General features: G+C 62.9%; 17 protein-coding genes. 5 read left to right on the top strand and 12 right to left on the bottom strand.

Features of this window, described 5'->3' with window-relative positions:
- Nucleotides 1-150: 150 nt before the first annotated feature.
- From P0M12_RS05600 to P0M12_RS05590, 3 genes are read left to right on the top strand one after another with little or no spacing between them, the layout of a single operon-like run.
- Nucleotides 151-1,821 carry a PucR family transcriptional regulator gene (locus tag P0M12_RS05600; RefSeq protein ID WP_054188898.1) on the top strand — a complete coding sequence of 557 codons (1,671 nt, stop codon included), beginning with the start codon at nucleotides 151-153 and terminating at the stop codon, nucleotides 1,819-1,821.
- Entirely contained in the window at nucleotides 1,818-2,135 is a 318-nt protein-coding gene (locus tag P0M12_RS05595) for a nuclear transport factor 2 family protein (RefSeq protein WP_007733586.1), read from the top strand. The genes P0M12_RS05600 and P0M12_RS05595 overlap by 4 nt, the downstream gene beginning before the upstream one ends.
- Nucleotides 2,135-3,235, top strand: a complete 1,101-nt coding sequence (locus tag P0M12_RS05590) for a DNA alkylation repair protein (RefSeq protein ID WP_073512790.1) — start codon at nucleotides 2,135-2,137, stop codon at nucleotides 3,233-3,235. The genes P0M12_RS05595 and P0M12_RS05590 overlap by 1 nt, the downstream gene beginning before the upstream one ends.
- A gap of 11 nt (nucleotides 3,236-3,246) precedes the next feature.
- Here P0M12_RS05590 and P0M12_RS05585 read toward each other — a convergent pair whose 3' ends face one another.
- From P0M12_RS05585 to P0M12_RS05575, 3 genes are all read right to left on the bottom strand, one after another.
- The gene (locus P0M12_RS05585; RefSeq protein ID WP_277377509.1) at nucleotides 3,247-3,693 is read right to left on the bottom strand and encodes a DUF2752 domain-containing protein; all 447 of its coding nucleotides are present in this window, start codon (nucleotides 3,691-3,693) and stop codon (nucleotides 3,247-3,249) included.
- 50 nt (nucleotides 3,694-3,743) lie between these two features.
- Nucleotides 3,744-4,034 carry a CD225/dispanin family protein gene (locus tag P0M12_RS05580; RefSeq protein ID WP_209909674.1) on the bottom strand — a complete coding sequence of 97 codons (291 nt, stop codon included), beginning with the start codon at nucleotides 4,032-4,034 and terminating at the stop codon, nucleotides 3,744-3,746.
- Nucleotides 4,035-4,200: 166 nt separating this feature from the next.
- On the bottom strand, nucleotides 4,201-5,250 hold the full coding sequence (locus tag P0M12_RS05575) for an ABC transporter substrate-binding protein (RefSeq protein ID WP_065352758.1): 1,050 nt from the start codon (nucleotides 5,248-5,250) through the stop codon (nucleotides 4,201-4,203).
- 373 nt (nucleotides 5,251-5,623) lie between these two features.
- On the opposite strand from P0M12_RS05575, the gene P0M12_RS05570 reads away from it, so the two are divergent.
- Nucleotides 5,624-6,712: a 3-deoxy-7-phosphoheptulonate synthase gene (locus P0M12_RS05570; protein ID WP_063315883.1), complete on the top strand. Its 1,089-nt coding sequence runs from the start codon at nucleotides 5,624-5,626 to the stop codon at nucleotides 6,710-6,712.
- 54 nt (nucleotides 6,713-6,766) lie between these two features.
- On the opposite strand, the gene P0M12_RS05565 is transcribed toward P0M12_RS05570, so the two are convergent.
- From P0M12_RS05565 to P0M12_RS05530, 8 genes are all read right to left on the bottom strand, one after another.
- Nucleotides 6,767-7,570, bottom strand: a complete 804-nt coding sequence (locus P0M12_RS05565; RefSeq protein WP_007733578.1) for a TIM barrel protein — start codon at nucleotides 7,568-7,570, stop codon at nucleotides 6,767-6,769.
- A complete protein-coding gene (locus P0M12_RS05560; protein ID WP_007733576.1) occupies nucleotides 7,567-9,294 on the bottom strand; it encodes an FAD-dependent oxidoreductase in 1,728 nt (575 codons plus the stop codon). The genes P0M12_RS05565 and P0M12_RS05560 overlap by 4 nt, the downstream gene beginning before the upstream one ends.
- Entirely contained in the window at nucleotides 9,291-10,385 is a 1,095-nt protein-coding gene (locus tag P0M12_RS05555) for a Gfo/Idh/MocA family oxidoreductase (protein ID WP_277377508.1), read from the bottom strand. Before P0M12_RS05555 ends, P0M12_RS05560 begins: the two co-directional genes overlap by 4 nt.
- On the bottom strand, nucleotides 10,385-11,209 hold the full coding sequence (locus P0M12_RS05550; protein ID WP_064443835.1) for an aldo/keto reductase: 825 nt from the start codon (nucleotides 11,207-11,209) through the stop codon (nucleotides 10,385-10,387). The genes P0M12_RS05555 and P0M12_RS05550 overlap by 1 nt, the downstream gene beginning before the upstream one ends.
- Entirely contained in the window at nucleotides 11,206-13,158 is a 1,953-nt protein-coding gene (locus P0M12_RS05545; protein ID WP_007733572.1) for an FAD-dependent oxidoreductase, read from the bottom strand. The genes P0M12_RS05550 and P0M12_RS05545 overlap by 4 nt, the downstream gene beginning before the upstream one ends.
- 44 nt (nucleotides 13,159-13,202) lie before the next feature.
- The gene (locus tag P0M12_RS05540; protein WP_007733571.1) at nucleotides 13,203-14,084 is read right to left on the bottom strand and encodes a shikimate dehydrogenase; all 882 of its coding nucleotides are present in this window, start codon (nucleotides 14,082-14,084) and stop codon (nucleotides 13,203-13,205) included.
- Nucleotides 14,085-14,147: 63 nt separating this feature from the next.
- Nucleotides 14,148-15,524 (bottom strand): MFS transporter, encoded by a 1,377-nt coding sequence (locus P0M12_RS05535; RefSeq protein ID WP_007733570.1) that lies wholly within the window; start codon nucleotides 15,522-15,524, stop codon nucleotides 14,148-14,150.
- Nucleotides 15,525-15,663: 139 nt separating this feature from the next.
- Complete coding sequence (locus P0M12_RS05530; protein WP_020970528.1) at nucleotides 15,664-16,581, bottom strand: LysR family transcriptional regulator; 918 nt, start codon at nucleotides 16,579-16,581, stop codon at nucleotides 15,664-15,666.
- A 134-nt stretch (nucleotides 16,582-16,715) separates the two neighbouring features.
- Between P0M12_RS05530 and P0M12_RS05525 the strand changes: the two genes are divergently transcribed.
- Complete coding sequence (locus P0M12_RS05525; RefSeq protein ID WP_064444223.1) at nucleotides 16,716-17,408, top strand: SDR family NAD(P)-dependent oxidoreductase; 693 nt, start codon at nucleotides 16,716-16,718, stop codon at nucleotides 17,406-17,408.
- Between the two features lie 22 nt (nucleotides 17,409-17,430).
- On the opposite strand, the gene P0M12_RS05520 is transcribed toward P0M12_RS05525, so the two are convergent.
- Entirely contained in the window at nucleotides 17,431-18,204 is a 774-nt protein-coding gene (locus P0M12_RS05520) for a hypothetical protein (protein ID WP_064443837.1), read from the bottom strand.
- Between the last annotated feature and the right edge of the window lie 104 nt (nucleotides 18,205-18,308).

The following is an 18,308-nucleotide window of genomic DNA, read 5'->3' as shown; positions in this document are numbered from 1 at the left end:
AACCAGTCAAGTCGAAAGACGTCGGCGAGTAATCCGCTGAGCGGCCAAACATCGGTGTCCGTGTTTGTCCGATCGGCTGAACCGTTTTCGCAGGAAAATGCACTATTCTCGAAGTTGAGGCGTTGCGACGGTCCGGGGAGTGGGTGGTACGTGTCTATCCGTGGGGTCAGGCTCGACGCGGTCCTTCGGGCGCTGGGCGGAGCTTTTGTCGAGCTCGTCCTCGCGCCGTCGGGTGATGACGTCTTCGTCGACTCCGTGGTGTTCGCAGAGGTCGGGGACCTCACGCGCCCCAGAACCGCGGCCGTCGAATCCTCTGAGTTCTGGCTCGCTGTCGGTATCGGCGCAGCCGAATTGGCGGCCTGGCTGAACCGCCTCGATCAGAAGGGATCAGCGCCTCGGGCCGTCATGTCGAAGGAGGCCTCGGACACGTCGGTGCGTGCGGCGGCACAGCGCGCCGGGATCGCCTTGATAGCGGTCCATCCGGATGCTCGTTGGGATCGATTGTTCACGACCATCCGGGGCGTGCTCGATCATTCGGTGTCCCGACAGGATTCGGACGACATCGTATTCGGTAGTGACACAGACTTGTTCGAGCTGGCGCAGAACGTCGCCGCAATCACGCGGGGGATGGTCAGCATCGAGGACGAGCATTCCCACGTCTTGGCCTATTCGGCATCGGGAGATGCTGCGGACGAGCTACGTCGGCAATCAATCCTCGGCCGCGAAGGACCTCGCGAATACCTCAGAAAGCTACAGGAGTGGGGCGTCTTCGAGAGCCTGCGGCGAAGCGACGACGTAGTGGAGGTGCCCGCTCACGACGACCTTGCGATCAGGCGACGGTTGGTGGTTCCGATTCGGAGAATATCCGACAATGTCAAGGGGGAGAGCGGTTTCAGCTCTGATCTTCTCGGCACGATCTGGGTGCAGGAAGGCCCGGTTCCCATTGCCGGCGATGCCGACAGCGTGCTCCGCGGTGCCGCGGCCGTTGCTGCTCGGCTGATTTCGCGCTTCCGAGACGCGCCGAGTAACGAGGCGATACAGATTCAGCGGTTGCTCGGGGTTCGCGGCGGCGGTGTCGACGTTCCTTCGCTCGCGGCCTCGTTGACCATCCCGATGTCCGGACCGGCGATGGTGGTCGGAGTGGCGAGTATCGGAAACGGTGGGCTGCCGTCTTCGGGCGAACTCGTGTCGTCTTTGCGACTGCACGCCAGCGCCTTTCAGCGTGAATCGCTGGTGAGTGCCGTCGGCACCCGGATCTATGTGCTGTTTCCGCGAACCCAATCCGTGAAATCCACAGTCTCGTGGACCCGCGAAGTTGTCGCGCGTTTGGACAAGGTGTCGCCTTCGGGGCTACGGGCCGCGGTCTCGTCGCCGGTTTCGACGCTTGCGGAGGTGGCCCAGGCTCGGGCCGAAGTGGATCGGGTCTTGGACGGAACGTCGGGGGATGTTCGTGTGACCACCCTCGCGGACTCGCGCACACCGGTGCTGCTGGGCGAAATCATGGACACCATTGCGGCCGACGAGCAACTGCACGATCCGAGAGTCGACGCCCTGGACGTCTACGACAGACGCAACGGGTCGAACATGCGCGAAAGCATCTCCGTTTACCTCGCACATTCGGGCGATGTCCGACGTGCATCCGAGCAGCTTCGGATTCACCCGAACACCCTCAGGTATCGGATCAAGAGGGTCGAGGAGATCACGGATACCGACCTCTCCGAGCCGTCGGCCAGGCTGTTGATGGAGATTCAGTTGGCGGCGTCTGCTCGGGCAGTGAGTTCGCCGAACCTGTCGGACCCCAGCAGTACTCTTCGCGAATGATCGACTCAGCGAAGGTGCCAGGCGCAGCGCGCGCGTATTTCGACGGCGGCGACGTCCGCGGCGTTTTCACCGAAGACGCAGTGGTTCGTGACGACGGCCGGACGTATGTCGGGATCGAAGAAATCGTGGCGTGGAAGTCCGCCGTGTCGACGGCGTTCACCTTCACCCAGAAGATCGAGTCGGTCAACACCCCAGGCTCGGCCGTTGTCGTGTCGGTGAAGGTCGAGGGTGATTTTCCCGGAAGCCCCGTCCAGTTACATCACCATTTCACTCTCGACGGTGATCGGATTTCCGCTCTCACGGTGTGCCCCTGATGCCCACCGCTGACGAACTGCTCGGGAAATCCGTCGTCGCCGATCTGGCAGGCTGTCTAGAGCGAGCCTCCGGTCACACACGCCTCGCCCTCGTTCGGGGTAGTACATCCGAATTCGACGGTATGAGTCTCGGCGAACGTACGCGCGTTGTGCGGGACGCGATGACTGCCGAACTGCCTCAGGATCTTCCGGCCTTCGCCGAGATCATCCGCCGTGCGCTTTCAGAAGAGACCTTCACCGGTTGGATGATCTGGCCGGTGACCGAAGCCGTCGCCGTCACGGCGACACGAAGTGGCTCCGAGTCGGATTTCGACGAGGGAATGGCTCTGCTTGCCGAGTTGACGTCGCGTCTGACGGCCGAATTCGCAATTCGCTCATTTCTCGAAACGAACCTTGACCGTTCGCTGGCGATCGCACTCACCTGGACCGGCCATGAAGACGAACACGTCCGGCGCTTGGCGACCGAAGGCACTCGTACTCGTTTGCCCTGGGGAAGACGAGTGAAAGAATTGACGGCGCGTCCCGAGTCGACAATCGTCATTCTCGACGAGCTGTATCGGGATGATTCGGAATATGTACGACGTTCGGTCGCAAACCATCTCAACGATCTCAGTCGTGCTGACGCTGCGCTCGCAGTATCGACTGCGAAGCGTTGGCTGCAGACACCGGATGCCAACACACTGAAAATCGTCAAACATGCATTGCGGACGTTGATCAAGGCCGGCGATCCAGATGCTCTGTCCCTCTTGGGGTTCTCGCCGCCCACCGACGTCGTGGTCGAGGGGTTCGTCATCGACCGCGAAACAGTTGATGCGGGTGGAGAACTCACCTTCGACTTCGCCGTCACGAACAATGGCAGCGAGTCCGTCACCGTCGTGATCGATTACATCGTCCACCACGTGAAGGCCAACGGGCAGACGACGCCCAAGGTCTTCAAACTGACAACACGAACGCTGGATCCCGGGGTGCCGGCCCGTATCGCGAAGAGGCATTCCTTCAAACCGATCAGCACCCGGAAGTACTACGCCGGCGAACATGCCGTCGAGGTGCAGATCAACGGCGTACGCCAGGTGCGAGGTGTATTCCGTTTGGACGCGTGAGGAGATCCGGCCTAGATGCGGAGACTGGCAAATATCGGGATCGGGGGTATGCGGACCGTCGTCCAGATCAACACGAGTGTCAAGATCACAGCCGGTGACCAGCGCAACTGATGCCAGAGCACGACGGGTCTTCCACGGGTGCGGGCGGTCGTCCACGAGACGTACGTGAACGCCAGTGCAAGCAGCATCACGAGGCCAAACGCATTGAAACGCATCGCTGCACCGAAATCGCCGTGGATGAGGCTGTACACCATCCGAGTGCTACCGCAACCGGGACAATTGACGTTGAACAGCGCTTTGGTCGGACAAACGGGAATGACCCCACCAGGTGTGGTGGGGTCACTCCAGGAGATGAAGGCGCACAGCGCAATTGCCGTGAACGCAACTGCCGCTGGCGCCTTCAGTGCGGCGAGTCGTGATATGTCATCGTTCTCGGTGTCACCACAATTCGGTGTCATTGCAGTTCGGTGTTTGGCCGCTAATCAGTGTCGCCGGTCGGCGTCGGCGGTCACAGGGAACTCGATCCGGCAAGGACGACGACAAAAAGGAAGTACAGAACAGCGACGGCAACACCTGCGCCGACTGACCACAAGGCGAACTTCTTGGCATCGTCAGCTGATTTTTGCGCAGCGTCGAACTGACCTTGCGCCCACAAAGTGTTGACCTGGCTTGATTTGACGATCGAGACGATGCCGAGCGGGAGGCAGCAGAACCCTGTCACGAGAATCGCCCAGACCAGATTGTTGTCCGGCGGAGGGCCGACCGGTTGTTGCTGGCCGTAGTACGGGTTCTGCGTCATTGGTCACCTAGCGTTCGGAGAAACAGGGCGTTCGGAGAAACACCCTCTGACGTGCGAAGAGCACGGGCAGGTGACAAGATAATCCGTTTCCGAGTGAGTCAGTATCGACTGTTCGTATGACAGAGAATCCGGTTGATTTCTGATTCGGAAGGCGATCCCGAAGACGTCAGCGCATGACCTGTACCTGCTCGGCGATGTCAGCGGCCAGGGCCATCGCAGTCAGAGCGAGGCCGTTGTTGAGGTCGTATCGCAGATGCCCGACATGGCCGTCCTGGACAGCGCGGACTCGTTTCCACGTGGGCGACTCGGCTTCCACAGCGTCGGGGTTCTGTAGCAAGACGAAGTCGGCCTGGTCGAAGATCGCAAGCTCCTCGAGGCTGTAGAAAGTCGAATCCTTCCGATCAGGTGCGGCATGGGCAGCGTCGGTCAAGACGTTCAAGCCGAGGTCCTGCGCAACCGAGACGGCGAACGTGTTGTTCTGCAGCCAGATCTGACCGCTGTCTGCGCCGGCGATCGCAATCGACTTGCCTTCGAGGAGACCACCGATCTTGGCCCGCGCTTGTGCAAGTTCGGCGTTGTATCGGGCGATGACGCGTTCGGCGACTTCGCGGCGATCGAGAGCCGTGAGCTGCGCGGTCATGGCCTGCTTCCACGACGAGCCCGTCGTGCCCTCGTCGACGACGAGCACCGGTGCGATGTCAGTGCCGAGCAGGCCCTTGTCCTGGTAGTAATTCCACCAGCCTTTCCCGACGACCAAAAGATCGGGGTCGTGGCTCAGTATCGATTCGGCATTCGGTTCGTTGTTCGTCCCACCGAGGCGAGCCGCGCCGGCGGGTACCTGGCGCATGAGTTGAGACTTCGGATCCCAATTGGTCGCGACGATCGGGTACTCGGCAAGTAGTGCAAAATCGAGGGCGCCTCGAGCTTCGAGCACCACGACGCGCTTGGGGTCCCGCGGGAGGCGGTAGGCCTGGTCCGCGACGACGATGTCGACCCACTCGTCGGAGGCTTCGGTGCCGCTGGATTCGCCCGAACATGCAGAGAGTGCGCCTAGTGTACCGAGCGCCGCCGCACCGGCCAGGAATCCGCGTCGTGTCAAGGAATCGATCAGACGGGTGAACTCGCCGTCCACATCTCTTGTCGACTGCAAGGGGGTATCGGTCGCAAAAGGGGACACCGTCGGGTGGAAGGTTTCGGTCGATTCGATCACAGGCATGAGAAGGCGCAGCTCCATCTGATGTTCCGGGCATTGGCAGGTGCCTGACCAACGTATTCGAATTCCGTAGCCGCAGCCTTGCTCGAAAGCGCCAATCGCTCAGCGGATTTGGCCATTCGTCACGGGCTCGTGCCACGGGACTCTCCCCTCGGATTCGGCTCGTTGTGGAGGGGCGCGCCCATCTGATCCGAACTCGAGGTATCGTGGCCGACATGCAGCGCGTCTATTTCTGGTTTAGCAGGCCGGCCCCGGGTGGGCCTGCCGGCGTAACCACGCGCTGACAACCTCCACCCAAGAGCCGGACTACAGACCGGCTCGCTGGAGTTTCTCTTCATCTCTGGGGTCGGCCTGAGAACAGGAAACCGAAAACCCCATGACTGTCACCATCGACACCACCGCAGCTTCGGACAGCCTCGACGATCAGCGCACTGTGAGTATCAGCCCGCTCGTGTCACCGGCGACTGTTCGTGCTCAGCACGCTCCGGACGAGGTCGCCGCCGCCACTGTGCGCACCGGTCGGGCCGACACCATCAACATCCTCAACGGTGACGACGATCGTTTGATCGTCGTAGTCGGTCCGTGCTCTGTGCACGATCCGGAAGCGGCGATGGACTACGCCCGCCGGTTGGCCGCCAAGGCCGACGAACTGCGGGACGATCTGCACATCGTCATGCGCGTCTACTTCGAAAAGCCGCGCACCACACTCGGGTGGAAGGGCCTGCTCAACGACCCCCACCTCGACGGCACGTTCGACATCAACACCGGGCTCGGTATCGGCCGCAAGTTGCTTCTCGACGTGTCGAGCCTGGGCCTGCCTGTCGGCTGCGAGTTCCTTGATCCGATCATGCCTCAGTACATTGCCGACCTGGTCAGCTACGGTGCGATCGGCGCCCGGACCGCCGCCAGTCAGGTTCACCGTCAGCTGTGCAGCGCGCTGTCCATGCCCGTCGGTATCAAGAACTCCACCGAAGGCGACGTACAGGTAGCCGTCGACGGCACCCGCGCCGCGGCAGCGAGCCACGTGTTCCCCGGAACGGACCTCGACGGCCAGGCTGCCTTGATCCGTACCGCGGGCAACCCTGACTGCCATGTCATTCTTCGTGGCGGTAGCGACGGACCGAACTACGATGCCGAGACCGTCGCGGACACCCTTGCCCGCCTGCGTAAGTCGAACCTGCCCGAGCGCGTGGTCATCGACGCGAGCCACGGTAACAGCAGCAAGGACCATGAGCGTCAGGTCATCGTGCTCGACGACATTGCCCGACGTCTGACCGAGGGCGAGCAGGGAATCGCGGGCGTCATGTTGGAGAGTTTCATCGAGGCCGGCCGTCAGGACCTGACCTTGGGCAAGGCGGACGAGCTCACCTACGGCCAGTCGATCACCGACGCGTGCATCGACTGGTCCACCACCGCAGCGCAGTTGGACCGTCTGGCGCAGGCCGTTGCGGCTCGGAGGGGCTGACGCCCCCGTGCGCCTATTTGGTAGCGCCAACTACCAAAAAGGCGCACAGGGCCGCTAGGCCAACACTTCTCGCGTGGCCTCGACCAGGTGCTCCAGCCAGGCGTCGGTGCCGACGGCGCGGCGCAGTGGCTCGTTGGGCAGTTCGATGCTGACCGGCAGTCCGGCAGGCAAAGTCGACCAGATGTCGGCCAGGGCTATGCCGCCGGTGCCGGGCACCAGACGCTCCTCGCGGGCCTGACGGATCAGCTCTGCGTCCCCAGTGGGAGCGGGGGTCGAACCGTCGCACATCTGGGCGTAGTGCAACCACTCGCGCGGGATGGACGCAAGATCCTCGAGCGTTGTCGCCGAGCGGTCGGTGTGCAATGCGTCGACCAGGACACTACGAGCCGGACCGTCTGCCGCCGAGACGATCTCGATGGCCGCACGTGCATCGGGCACCGCAGTCCACGGCATGAACTCGAGGGAAGCGACGATGCCGTAGTTCGCGCACAGTTCAGCGAGGCGGGCATAGGAGTCCGTGAGCCGAGCGCGGTCGCGGTCGTCGCCGCCCACCAGAACGGCTTTGGCTCCGAGCTGTGCTCCGGCTTCGAGCAGCGGAGCGTAGTCGGTGGGGTCGAAGTCGGCTGCAAGACGGATGATTTCGAGGTCGAATACCTCGACCGGTGAATCGCCCAGTCGACGCACCAGTTCGTCCAACGACTGCTTGTCCTCGTGCAGAGGGTAGGCCGTCGTACCTGGTGCCGCGGGCATCAGACGGATACCGATGGTGTCGAAGCCGTGCTTTTCAGCTAAGTCGACGTGCTGCATCGGTGCGGTGTCGAGCACTGTGAGGGCTGCCAGTCCGAGTGAGAGTGTCATGCGTGCGCTCCAACTGTCTCGGCTCCGGCCAGTTCCCGGCCGGCCAGGTAACCGAATGTCATGGCCGGTCCGAGGTTGATGCCCCCGGACGGGTAGTGCCCGCCCATCACGCTCGCCTGATCGACGCCGACGGCGAGCAACCCCTCGATGGGGCGGTCGTTGTCGTCGAGCACATGCGACGACGAGTCCGTGACCAGTCCGGCGAAGGTGCCGAAACTCCCTGGCACGACTTTCACCGCGTAGTACGGACCCTTCTGCAAGGGCGCGAGCGACGGGTTCGGCCACGGATTGGAAGCATCTCCGGAACCTCGGTTGAACGGTGTTGTACCGCGACCGAACTCGGGGTCTTCACCGGCCACGGCCCCGATATTGAAAGCTGCGACGGTTTTCTCCAACTGCACGGGGTCGACGCCGATCTTCTCGGCCAAGTCCCGAAGAGTGCGCCCACGCGTGAGGTACCCCGAGCGCAGGTACGGCTGGATCGGGATCGGCAAGGGCTTCGCCATGCCCAGCGGGAGGTATCGCACATACTGTTGATCGGCAATCAACCACGAGCACACCTCTTCGCCCTCGGGAACCTGCTCGACCATCGCGAGTGTGTAGTCGTGATAGCCGAGTGCTTCGTTGACAAACCGCTTGCCGTTCGCGAGAACTCCGATGACACCGGGCTTTCCGCGATCGAGGATGTGCGGGAACACACCTTCCTTGCCGTTGCGGTAGCGAACGATGGAGACGGGGCAGTACGCGACGGGGGAGGCGAGGGTGCGGTCGAGTCGGCCGCCCACGGATTCGCCGAGGGTGATGCCGTCGCCGGTGGTTGTCTTCGGAGTGAGTGACCAGTGCTCGTTTCCGGTGGGGGTACGGGGGAACAGTTCACGTCGGCGGTCGATGTCCTGGGCGAAGCCGCCGGTGGCTAGTACGACGCCGCGCGTGGCAGTTACCGAGTACGCGCCGTCCGGACCTTCGAGGCGGACGCCGACAACGCGGCCGTCGTCATCGGTCTGCAACGCGGTCGCGGACGTCTTCACCCGAAACTCGACGCCGAGATCGAGTGCCGAGCGCAGCATCATGCCGACAAGCGCGGTGCCGTTGACGAGTTGCTGGCCACGACGCTTGGTGGCGAGATCGAACATGTGCTTAGTCACCCGAACACCACAGTGCACAAAGGCTTTTGGTGAGCGGGTCGAGTGCAGGAAAGCCTGCAGGTCGGGCCCGGCCATGATGCCCATACCGAGGAACGACGTTTCGTACAGCTGCCGACGCAGTAGCGCCGCGACATCTGGTCCGAGCTTTCGCAGACTCACCGGTTTCGGTCCGACGGAACGGTGACCCGTGCCGGCGCCCGGTGTGTCACCGTGAATATCGGCGATCTTGGCTCCGGGCACGAACTTCAGAGCAGTCGTGCGTTCGAAGAACTCGACCATCTCCGGGGCGCCGTCGAGGAGTGCATCGACCTTGGCGGCGTCGAAGTTGTCGCCGAGTCGGTTTTCCAGATACGTCCGCGGCGCCGAACGATCCTCGACAACCCCGTCGGCGATGGCAAACATGTTGCGTGGGGTCCACATCCACCCGCCCGACCAGGCCGTTGCGCCGCCGCAGGTGTCGGCCTTCTCGACAACGAGTACCGACGCGCCGCCATGTGCTGCGGCAATTGCTGTGGAAAGCCCGCCTGCGCCGGAGCCCACGACAACCACGTCGTAGGTGAGGGGGGTACTGCTACTCATTTCTGCTCCTTGGCAGTTGTTGCGAGGGTCGGTGTCGATGTCAGCTCGACAACCTTGCCCGTTCGTGACGATTCGTAGATTGCGGCGATGATGGCAAGTGACGCGCGCGCGTCTCGACCGGTGACGGCGGGTTCGCGCCCGGTCAGGACCGCGTCGGCGAAGTCCTGAACCTGCAGGGTGTGGAAGTCGGTCAGTGCCGCATTGACCGCTCCCACATCGAGATTGGCGTCGATGTCGGCGGAGTACGGCGACCGGAACTCGACTTCGCCCGGCACGGTCCAGATTTCGTTGACACCCTCGTGCCCTTCAGGAAATTCGAGGACGCTGGCAATGGCGCCGGTGCGCCCGATCACCGTCACGCGGTTACCCAGATTGTGATTGGCACCGGTAGTCGCGGTGACGGTGGCGGTGCCGCCCGAGGCAAAGGAGATCACAGCTGACGCGCTGTCTTCGGTCTCGATGTGCTCACCGTGGGTGTGGGTGCGGATGAAGCCGCTGACCGAGACGGCCTCGCCCATGAACCAGGCCAGCATGTCGATCTGGTGCACGGCCTGTGTCATGAGCACGCCACCGCCGTCGGTGTCCCAGCGTCCGCGCCACGCATCGGCCGAGTAGTAACTAGACGGGCGGTGCAGGATCACCGACGCCTCACCGAGCATGGGTAGTCCGATCCGCCCGTCGTCGATGGTGTCGCGGATCCGACGTGCTGCCGGCCAGAATCGGCGTTGGAAGAGCACCCCGAACGTGATACCGGCGCGGTCGGCGGCCTCGATCATGCGGTCGGCGGCAGCAACATCGACTGCGATGGGCTTCTCGCACAAAACATGTACACCCGCTTCGGCAGCGGCCACGACTACCTCTTCATGTACCGGGTGCGGCGTGCAAACGGTGCAGGCGTCGAGTCCGAGGGCGAGAAGTTGCTCCACTGAACTCACGGCTGCGGGAATGCCGTGCGCTGCCGCGAACTCCTGGGCGCGTCCGAGATCGGGATCGCAGCAGCCGATCACCTCGACACCGGGGACTTGTTGCAGCGCGCGGGCATGGTTGCCGGCGATCTTGCCGCAGCCGACGATTCCGACTTTCAACGTCATCAGAAATGTTCCTCTGCTTCGACGTCCCGCGCTGCAGACTCGCCGCGGTCGAGACTGTTCAGTGCTTCGATGTCCTCGCCGGATAGGGTGACGTCGAGTGCTGCCAGGTTCTCGGCCTGACGCGTCGGGTTCGCTGATCGCGCGACCGGAACCACACCCTGCGCGACGTGCCAAGCGAGGACCACTTGAGCTGGTGTGCAACCGATTCGACCGGCGATCTCGCTCACAACGGCGTTGTCGAGCACGTCACCCCGGCCGAGCGGACTCCACGACTGCGTGAAGATGCCAAGTTCGTCGTTGGCGCGGCGAACCGGGATCCGAGCGAGCGACGGGTCCATCTGAATCTGGTTGACTGCCGGTGCCTCGCCGGTTTCGGCGACGACGCGGCGCAGGTGGAGCTCCAGGAAGTTCGACACACCCACGTACCGAACCAGTCCGGCGTCGCGGCAGGCCAGCATCGACTCGAACGACGCGACATAGCGATCGATTCGCGGGAGTGGCCAGTGGATCAGGAACAGATCCAGCTGGTCGAGTCCCAGTAGTTCCAGACTCTGCTCGAGGGCGCCCCGAATGTCGCCGGAAACCTGGTCGTTGCCACGAAGTTTGGTGGTGACGAACAGTTCTTCTCGCGGCACACCTGATTCCGCCAGCGCCACACCGACGGCGCCCTCGTTGCCGTAGATCGCGGCGGTGTCGACGAGCCGGTATCCGGCCTCGATGCCGGAGAGAACCGAGTTCGTGGCGTCGGCACCGACCAGGGGCCAGGTTCCGAGTCCAATGGGTGGCAATGCAGTTGCCACGGGTGTGGCTGCCTGTGTGGTCATGCGTGAACCTCCTGACGTGCCGCAGCGGCGGCGGTGATCGCGACGGCAACGTCGGCTGCGGTCACGAGTGCGGCATGGATGGACCCGCCGTCACCGCTCGCGTCGCCGACGGTATGTACTCCGAGTCGTGGTGCCAGTGAACGGAGTTCGGCAAGAAGTTCCGAACGCGGCTCGACGCCTTGCGAGATCAGCAGTTCGCCGGGAGCATCGACCTCGCTCAGCACACCGGCCGTCGAAATCGTGACGCGGTCAGCGGCGACTGTGGTGACGATCGAGCTGAGGTAGGTCGTGAGGTTCTCACTTGCGGCCAGGCGCGGCAGCAGCACGATCTTTCCGCGGCGTCCGACGTCGTGCGCGATGGTTTCCTGCGGGCCGATCATCACGACCTGGGTGCCCTTCTGAAGGAGATCGTCGGCGACGGCCGCAGCTTCACGGTCGGCGCCGAAGATGGTGACAGCGGCAGGAGTCGGATCGCTGGAGACGAGGAATTCGCGGACGTCGCGAACGGTACGGGTAGCTGCTCCGGGGAGATCGACCACGGGGCCGACGCCGCCGGCGGCAAGAACTATGGCGTCGAAATCGACACCGGAGAGCAAAGCAGCATCTACCCGGGTCGAGGTGTGGCAGTGGACCCCGAGTTCAGCCAGTTCCGCGGCGTACCAGTCCACGATCCGTCCATATTCGGGATACTCGTGAAGCTTCGATGCCAGAGCGAAGTCGCCACCGAGGCTGGGTCGCTCGTCGTACAGGTCGACGCGGTGACCGGCAAGTGCGAGGTCGCGGGCAGCGGCCATTCCCGACGGCCCGGCACCGATGACGGCGACCCGCACGGTGGCATCAGCCGGCTTTGTAGGCTGATCCAATTCGCGGCCGACCCACGGGTTGACGGAGCAGGGAATGGGGCCGGCGGCCAGGCTGTCGATGCAGTAGTTGCAGGCAATGCAAGGGCGGTACCGGCCACCGTCGATGGCACGATTCGGGAAGTCCGGATCTGCGTGCAGCGTACGAGCCATGCTGACGAAGTTCGCCTGCCCGGATTCGATGATCCGCGCAGCGATCTCCGGCGACGTGATGCGTCCGGCCACTCCCACCGGGATGTCGAAGTCGCGCTGGTACTGCTCGGAGTACGGCGCGAGGAGACCGCGCGACCATTCACCGGGCTGGATGATCCACTGTCCCGCTTCGTAGTTGCCGGCCGAGACGTCGAGGAAATCGAGTCGGTCGGTGTCGATGGCGCCGATGCGAGCGCGAGTCATCTCGGCGTCGAGTCCGCCGTCGATGCCTTCGAAGGCTGAGAATCGGAGTCCCAGAGTGATTCCCGGTGCGTGCTCGTGGACGGAGGCGATGACCTTGTTGACGAACAAGGTGGGGTCGGCCCACTCGTCGTCGCGGTGATTGTAAGCAGGGGAGAGGAACTGGTGGATCAGATACCCGTGGCCACCGTGCAGGGAGATGACGTCGACGCCGGCCTGCTGGCAGCGTGCCGCGGCTTCACCGAAACATTCGATGATGTGCTCGATGTCGTCGCCGTCGAGTTGTTCTGGCATCTCGCCGCCGACAACCAAACACGGAATCGGTGTCGGGGCAACGGGAACAAACCCGCTGACAGAACCTTGCGCCGTACGTCCACCGTGGTTGAGTTCGACTCCGACGAGGGCGCCGTGAGCGTGGATCGCGTCGGCCATCTTCTTGATGCCGGGAATCCGTTCGTCGACGTCGACGCCCATCTGCCGGATGCGTCCCTTGCCGTCGGCACGCACGTAGCTCGCTTCGGTGAAGATCAGTGCAGCACCACCTTCGGCGCGGCGGGCGAGGTACGCGATGTACTCGTCCGTCATGGTGCCGTCGACTTCGCAGTAGTTGCGTTCCATCGGGGCCGACACGAACCGGTTCCGGAGGCGGACGCTGCCCATGTCGAGAGGTTCGGCGAACGGCGCAGTCACGTTCATCAGTGCTCCTGGTACTTCGCGAGAAAGTAGGTGTTCGGTTGTGCTCATGCGCGTGCCGTCTCGGAGAGCAGCTCGCTCAGATGGCTGCGCATGCGATCCGTATCGGCTTCGACACCCGTCAGGAGTGTGAAGGTGTCAGAGGCTTGAGCCACCAGCATCTGGCCGCCGTCGAGGACTCGACATCCGAGAGTAATTGCAGCGTCGAGCAATTCGGTGCGCATCGGCCGATAGACGATGTCCGCAACCCACAAGCCCGCGTGGAGCGCCGCGGGGTCGAACGGAGTTCCGGGATGGCCGACCATCCCGATCGGAGATGCGTTGACGACGCCGTCGCACGTAGTCAGGTTGACGGCGATCTCATCGATCGCCAAAGCCGTTGTGCGCGTGCCAGGGAAGGCCGAGGCGACGCGAGAACACACATCGGCAGCGCGAGCGGGATCAATATCTGCGATGCGAAGATCCGTGGTGCCGGCGGCGGCGAGTGCGTATGCCACAGCGGAACCCGCCCCTCCTGCCCCGGCAAGCACCACTCGGTCCAAGGCGGCGTCGGGCAAACCGCGCTGCAGTGCTGTGAGGAATCCGCTGTGGTCGGTGTTGTGGCCGATCAAACGGCCGTTGTCGACCACAACCGTGTTGACGGCACCGAGCAACCGCGCGTTGTCGGACAGCTCGTCGAGCGCGTCCACGACAACCTGCTTGCACGGGTGGGTGATGTTCAGTCCGGTGAAATCGCCCGCGACGGCGCCACGCACCACCTCACCGGTTTTCTCGACCGAGATGTTCAGGTTCTCGAGATCTACCAGTTCGTAGCTGTAATCGTCGAGTCCCAGTGCTGCTGCTTCGTGTGCGTGCAACGCGGGCGAGAGTGAGGTGGCGATACCCGACCCGACAAGGCCGATACGGTGACGTGTGTATTCGGTGGTCATGACATTCTCCTGCATAAGTGGGGACGGCCCCTCGCGGCAATTCAGCGCGAGGGGCCGGTCCGGTCAAGCGTTGTTGCTGGTGAGCTCTGAGTCCTGCTTGATCGGCAGGCTCGGCTTCGGTTGGCCCAGTTCTGCTGTGGGCGTGCGGTACGTTTCCGGTCCGGTCATTGCCGCGATGGCGGAGACGACGGCGAAGCCCAGGCACATCCAGGCAACCGGTGTCCAGTTGCTCTTGTCTCCGGCTGAAATCGCCTGAGCGATAGCCGGTGTGAAGCCGGCAACAAGGAGTCCGAGCATGAGGCTGACGGCCATTCCGGTGTATCGGACCTTCGCGGGGAACTGCTCCGGGAAGTACGCCGGGTACGTGCCGTTGGGCATGGCGTAGAAGATGCCGATCATGACGATTCCCGAAGCGAAGACCATGGGGACGCTTTGGGTTCCGATCGAATGGAAGAAGACGAAGATCATCAGGCCGGCTCCGATCGCGCCGACGACGAAGATGGGCTTGCGTCCGTAGCGATCCGAGAGGATGCCGAACAGCGGCTGAGTCAGTACGGCAACAAAATTGGCGGTCGCGATTGCCCACAGCATCGTGGAGCGCTCGAAGCCGGATTCGACGGCGTACGCCAGGGCGAAGACGTTGACGATGGTGTTGATCATCGCGAAGGTCGAGCTCATGCTGATACGGATCACGGTGCGCCAGTGCGAGCGGAACATCTCGACGACGGGAATTCCGGCCGTCTCGTCCTGTTCCTTGAGTTCCTCGAATACCTCCGGCTCATCCAGGGCGCGACGTAGCCACAGCGCGACGACGGTCACGATGATGCTGAGCCAGAAGGGAACTCGCCAACCCCACGAGTAGAGGTCTTCGTCGGGCAGGCTCGCCACTGGGATGAATACCAGGCTGGAGACGACGATGCCGAACATGATCCCGCTCATGGTGAACGAGGTGAAGAACGAACGACGGTGATCAGGTGCGTGTTCGAGCGTCAGTGCCGAAGAGCCGGGTGATTCACCGCCCGCAGAGAGCCCTTGAAGAAGGCGAAGCAAGACGAGAATGATCGGCGCGGCGATGCCGATCTGGTCGTAGGTCGGCAGGCAACCGACGATGACCGTCGCAACACCCATGAGGAGCAGGCAGGCGAGAAGCGCGTTCTTGCGTCCGTACCGATCGCCGAGGTGTCCCCAAAGCACCGCGCCGAGCGGGCGGGCGACGTAGGCGACACCTAAGGTGCTGATCGAGAGCAGGGTTGCCGTTGATCCGCCGCCGGGGAAGAAGATCTTGGGGAACACCAGCGCGGCCGCGGAGCCGTAGATGAAGAAGTCGTAGTACTCGAGGGTGCTGCCGAGGAAGCCCGAAACGGCGGCGCGGCGCGCATTCGAATTCGGGTGCTCCGCAGTGGAGTGCGTGGAACCGGTGGAGGTGATCGGTGGTGCCATGTGAAGTCCTTTCGTCCCGATGGGCCGGCCGTGGCGGCACGTTTGGTGATGCACCACGCATCGGTGACGTCCCTCACCTTTCGGCGGCTGAGACGACAGTGCCACGAAGGACTATGGCGCGTCCAACACTAAATGAGTCTCAGATAATGACGTTTTTGGTCTCAATCTCCGGCGTCGGCAGAATTTCCTCGGATGTCTCCAATGCGACGGCGAGCGCATCGGTCATGTGCCGCGGTGACCAGGCAATTCCGTGATTCATGAACGTCGGCTCGCCGGTGAGTGGGACGAACACACTGCCAGGTGGGGTGATAGCAGCCATACCGGACGTCATCAGCGCTACACCGACGCCGGCGGCAACGAGCATCAGGATCATGTACGGATCGGTGATCTCCTGAACCACGCGAGGCCTGAAGTCTGCGTTCATGCAGGCGCGCATCGCGGTTTCCTGGAGGGCCGAGCCGGCCGAGAGCGGGGTGGTCACGAATCCGTCGTCGGCCAATTCACGGAGGTCGATCGCGTCTCTCTCTGCGAGGGGATGGTCGATCGGAAGCACAGCGCCGAATGCCTCCCGTCGGATCAGTCGGGTAGACAGTGATGCGGATTCCACGGGTAGTCCGACGAAGGCGAGATCGAGGGCGCCGCTCTCGAGTTGGATGACCGCGTCGCGCGTCATGATCCGGCCGAGGAGTGTCAGTTCGACTTCCGGATAACGCTGACGCAACGCGCGTGTCAGTGGCGGAAGTGCTTGATAGTTGAGCACTCCGGTGAACCCGATTGTGACTCGTCCGTAGACGCCTCCCGACGACGCGCGCGTAGCGTGTCGTGCCGTCTCCATGTTCTCGATGACGCGATAGGCGTGGGGGAGAAAGGCATGTCCGCCGGATGTGAGTGCGACGCTGCGAGTGCTTCGTTCGAACAACTTGACGCCGATGTCCTTTTCGAGCTTTCGGATCATCTGGCTGAGCGGCGACTGGGCCATCTGGAGCCGTGATGCGGCCCGCCCGAAGTGAAGTTCTTCCGCAACCGCGACAAACGCGTGCAACCAGCGGGTTTCCATCGGCAAGGCCTCCAGGTATTTGACGTTGACAACAAACGCCATATATTCAGAATTTCTACACAGTGTGACGGCAATTATGCCTGTTTGCAACATAAATTGAGTGCGTAGCGCACAGAAACTCAGGAGTGAATGCGATGCAGGGTTACCCAGAGGGTGTCACAGCGCTCGTTACCGGCGGTGCGAGCGGAATCGGCGCCGCCAGTGCAAAGCTGTTGACGGAGAGGGGAGTTCGGGTGGTAACGGCAGATCTTGCCGAAGGCGCGGACGAACAACTCGACGTGAGTGATCCGACAGCAGTCGATGCGCTTCGAACCAGGCTCCGCAGAGTCGACATCTTGATCAACAGTGCGGGAATCGTAGGACCATCAGCGCCACTCGTCGACGTCGACCTCGCGGCTTGGCAGCGTACGTTCCGCATCAACGTCGAAGGGACATTCCTGATGTGCCGGGCGTTCGTGCCGGGGATGGTTGCGTCGGGGTGGGGGAGGGTCGTCAACCTCGCAAGTATTGCGGCCAAGGACGGAAACCCGAATCAGAGTGCATATTCCGCGTCCAAAGCGGCCGTCGTCGCGCTGACGAAATCACTCGGCAAAGAGGTCGCCACCACCGGTGTGCTGGTCAACGCGATAGCTCCGGCGGCCGTGGAAAGTCCTATGAATGCCGGCACCGATCCGGCCATCCTCGCCCGTTCGCAGTCTTTGACGCCGATGGCGCGAATGGGGAGGGCCGACGAGATTGCCGAACTGATCTCCTGGCTGTCGTCGTCGGCGGTAAGTTACTCGACCGGCGCCGTGTACGACGCCAGCGGCGGCCGTGCAACATACTGAATTACCTTCTGGGAGAAATCGATCAGAACCGGAGCAGTGACTGCCACAGTTCGCGAGATGCGTCCTGGTACTCGAGCATGTGCGAGATCAGTTCGCGCAGTGGCTGTGTCGGTTCGAGTTCTTCCGGAAGGAGCGGATTGCGCACGATGACCGCGATCACCGCGCTGCCCAGAGCAAGTGATTCGCGGGCCGCCTCCTCGCGACTGATTGTCGCCAGGCGTGTTTGCGCCTGTGTGAGTGCTTCACGGGCCTCGGCGATGTCGGCCAACAGTGCTTCCGAGTTCCAGAGTGTGCGGATTGTCGAATCATCCTCGGGGGCAAGGTGAGCGATTTCCATGACGGCCGATTCGGGGGCGGCGCCGAGTCGGCGGAGAGTGCGGCGGGCGCTGTCCGTGCCGCCGAGGAGATTGTTCGGACGGACTGCGAGTGTGGGCTTCCACTCCTCGTAACCCGCCAGTCGCAGCGCTTGATCGTGCCGGCGGGCGGCAGTGCGGTCGCTTCGTTTGAGCCCCGAGTGCTCGACGGCGATCCAGGTGCCGTCCCAGGGGCGTATGCGATCGGTACGAGTTCGCCACCCCTCCACTTCGCTGTAGGTGGGGATACCGTCCGGGTTGAGGACGTACGTTCCACGAGCGGTACGACGCAGTTTGTTCTCTCGGCACAGGCGGCCCGCTGCCACGCGAATGCTCGATGCGCTGACGCCGACGATCTCGCCGGCCCGGGTCAGCACAGCGGTGCTGAACTCGGTGTCCGGGCTCGCTGTTGCGAGGTCCAGCACAACTCGGGTTGCGGACATTCCTCGATCAGTTTGTAACAACTTTTGAACAACTCCTGACAAATTCTGTTACAAGTGGCATGGTGGGTACCGGGAAACCTTATCCGCGAGCAGTGAGGAAATAT

It is taken from the genome of Rhodococcus sp. RCBS9 (genome assembly GCF_029457415.1).
GTDB classification, from domain to species: Bacteria; Actinomycetota; Actinomycetes; order Mycobacteriales; family Mycobacteriaceae; genus Rhodococcus_F; species Rhodococcus_F qingshengii.
The sequence above is the reverse complement of the archived record's forward strand: the minus strand, read 5'-3'. Positions and strand labels throughout refer to the sequence as shown.

Coding starts and splice junctions, on each gene's coding strand:
- P0M12_RS05595 (WP_007733586.1), top strand. CDS start 1,818: ATGATCGACTCAGCGAAGGTGCCAGGCGCAGCGCGCGCGTATTTCGAC.
- P0M12_RS05590 (WP_073512790.1), top strand. CDS start 2,135: ATGCCCACCGCTGACGAACTGCTCGGGAAATCCGTCGTCGCCGATCTG.
- P0M12_RS05585 (WP_277377509.1), bottom strand. CDS start 3,693: ATGACACCGAATTGTGGTGACACCGAGAACGATGACATATCACGACTC.
- P0M12_RS05580 (WP_209909674.1), bottom strand. CDS start 4,034: ATGACGCAGAACCCGTACTACGGCCAGCAACAACCGGTCGGCCCTCCG.
- P0M12_RS05575 (WP_065352758.1), bottom strand. CDS start 5,250: ATGCCTGTGATCGAATCGACCGAAACCTTCCACCCGACGGTGTCCCCT.
- P0M12_RS05570 (WP_063315883.1), top strand. CDS start 5,624: ATGACTGTCACCATCGACACCACCGCAGCTTCGGACAGCCTCGACGAT.
- P0M12_RS05565 (WP_007733578.1), bottom strand. CDS start 7,570: ATGACACTCTCACTCGGACTGGCAGCCCTCACAGTGCTCGACACCGCA.
- P0M12_RS05560 (WP_007733576.1), bottom strand. CDS start 9,294: ATGAGTAGCAGTACCCCCCTCACCTACGACGTGGTTGTCGTGGGCTCC.
- P0M12_RS05555 (WP_277377508.1), bottom strand. CDS start 10,385: ATGACGTTGAAAGTCGGAATCGTCGGCTGCGGCAAGATCGCCGGCAAC.
- P0M12_RS05550 (WP_064443835.1), bottom strand. CDS start 11,209: ATGACCACACAGGCAGCCACACCCGTGGCAACTGCATTGCCACCCATT.
- P0M12_RS05545 (WP_007733572.1), bottom strand. CDS start 13,158: ATGAACGTGACTGCGCCGTTCGCCGAACCTCTCGACATGGGCAGCGTC.
- P0M12_RS05540 (WP_007733571.1), bottom strand. CDS start 14,084: ATGACCACCGAATACACACGTCACCGTATCGGCCTTGTCGGGTCGGGT.
- P0M12_RS05535 (WP_007733570.1), bottom strand. CDS start 15,524: ATGGCACCACCGATCACCTCCACCGGTTCCACGCACTCCACTGCGGAG.
- P0M12_RS05530 (WP_020970528.1), bottom strand. CDS start 16,581: ATGGAAACCCGCTGGTTGCACGCGTTTGTCGCGGTTGCGGAAGAACTT.
- P0M12_RS05525 (WP_064444223.1), top strand. CDS start 16,716: ATGCAGGGTTACCCAGAGGGTGTCACAGCGCTCGTTACCGGCGGTGCG.
- P0M12_RS05520 (WP_064443837.1), bottom strand. CDS start 18,204: ATGTCCGCAACCCGAGTTGTGCTGGACCTCGCAACAGCGAGCCCGGAC.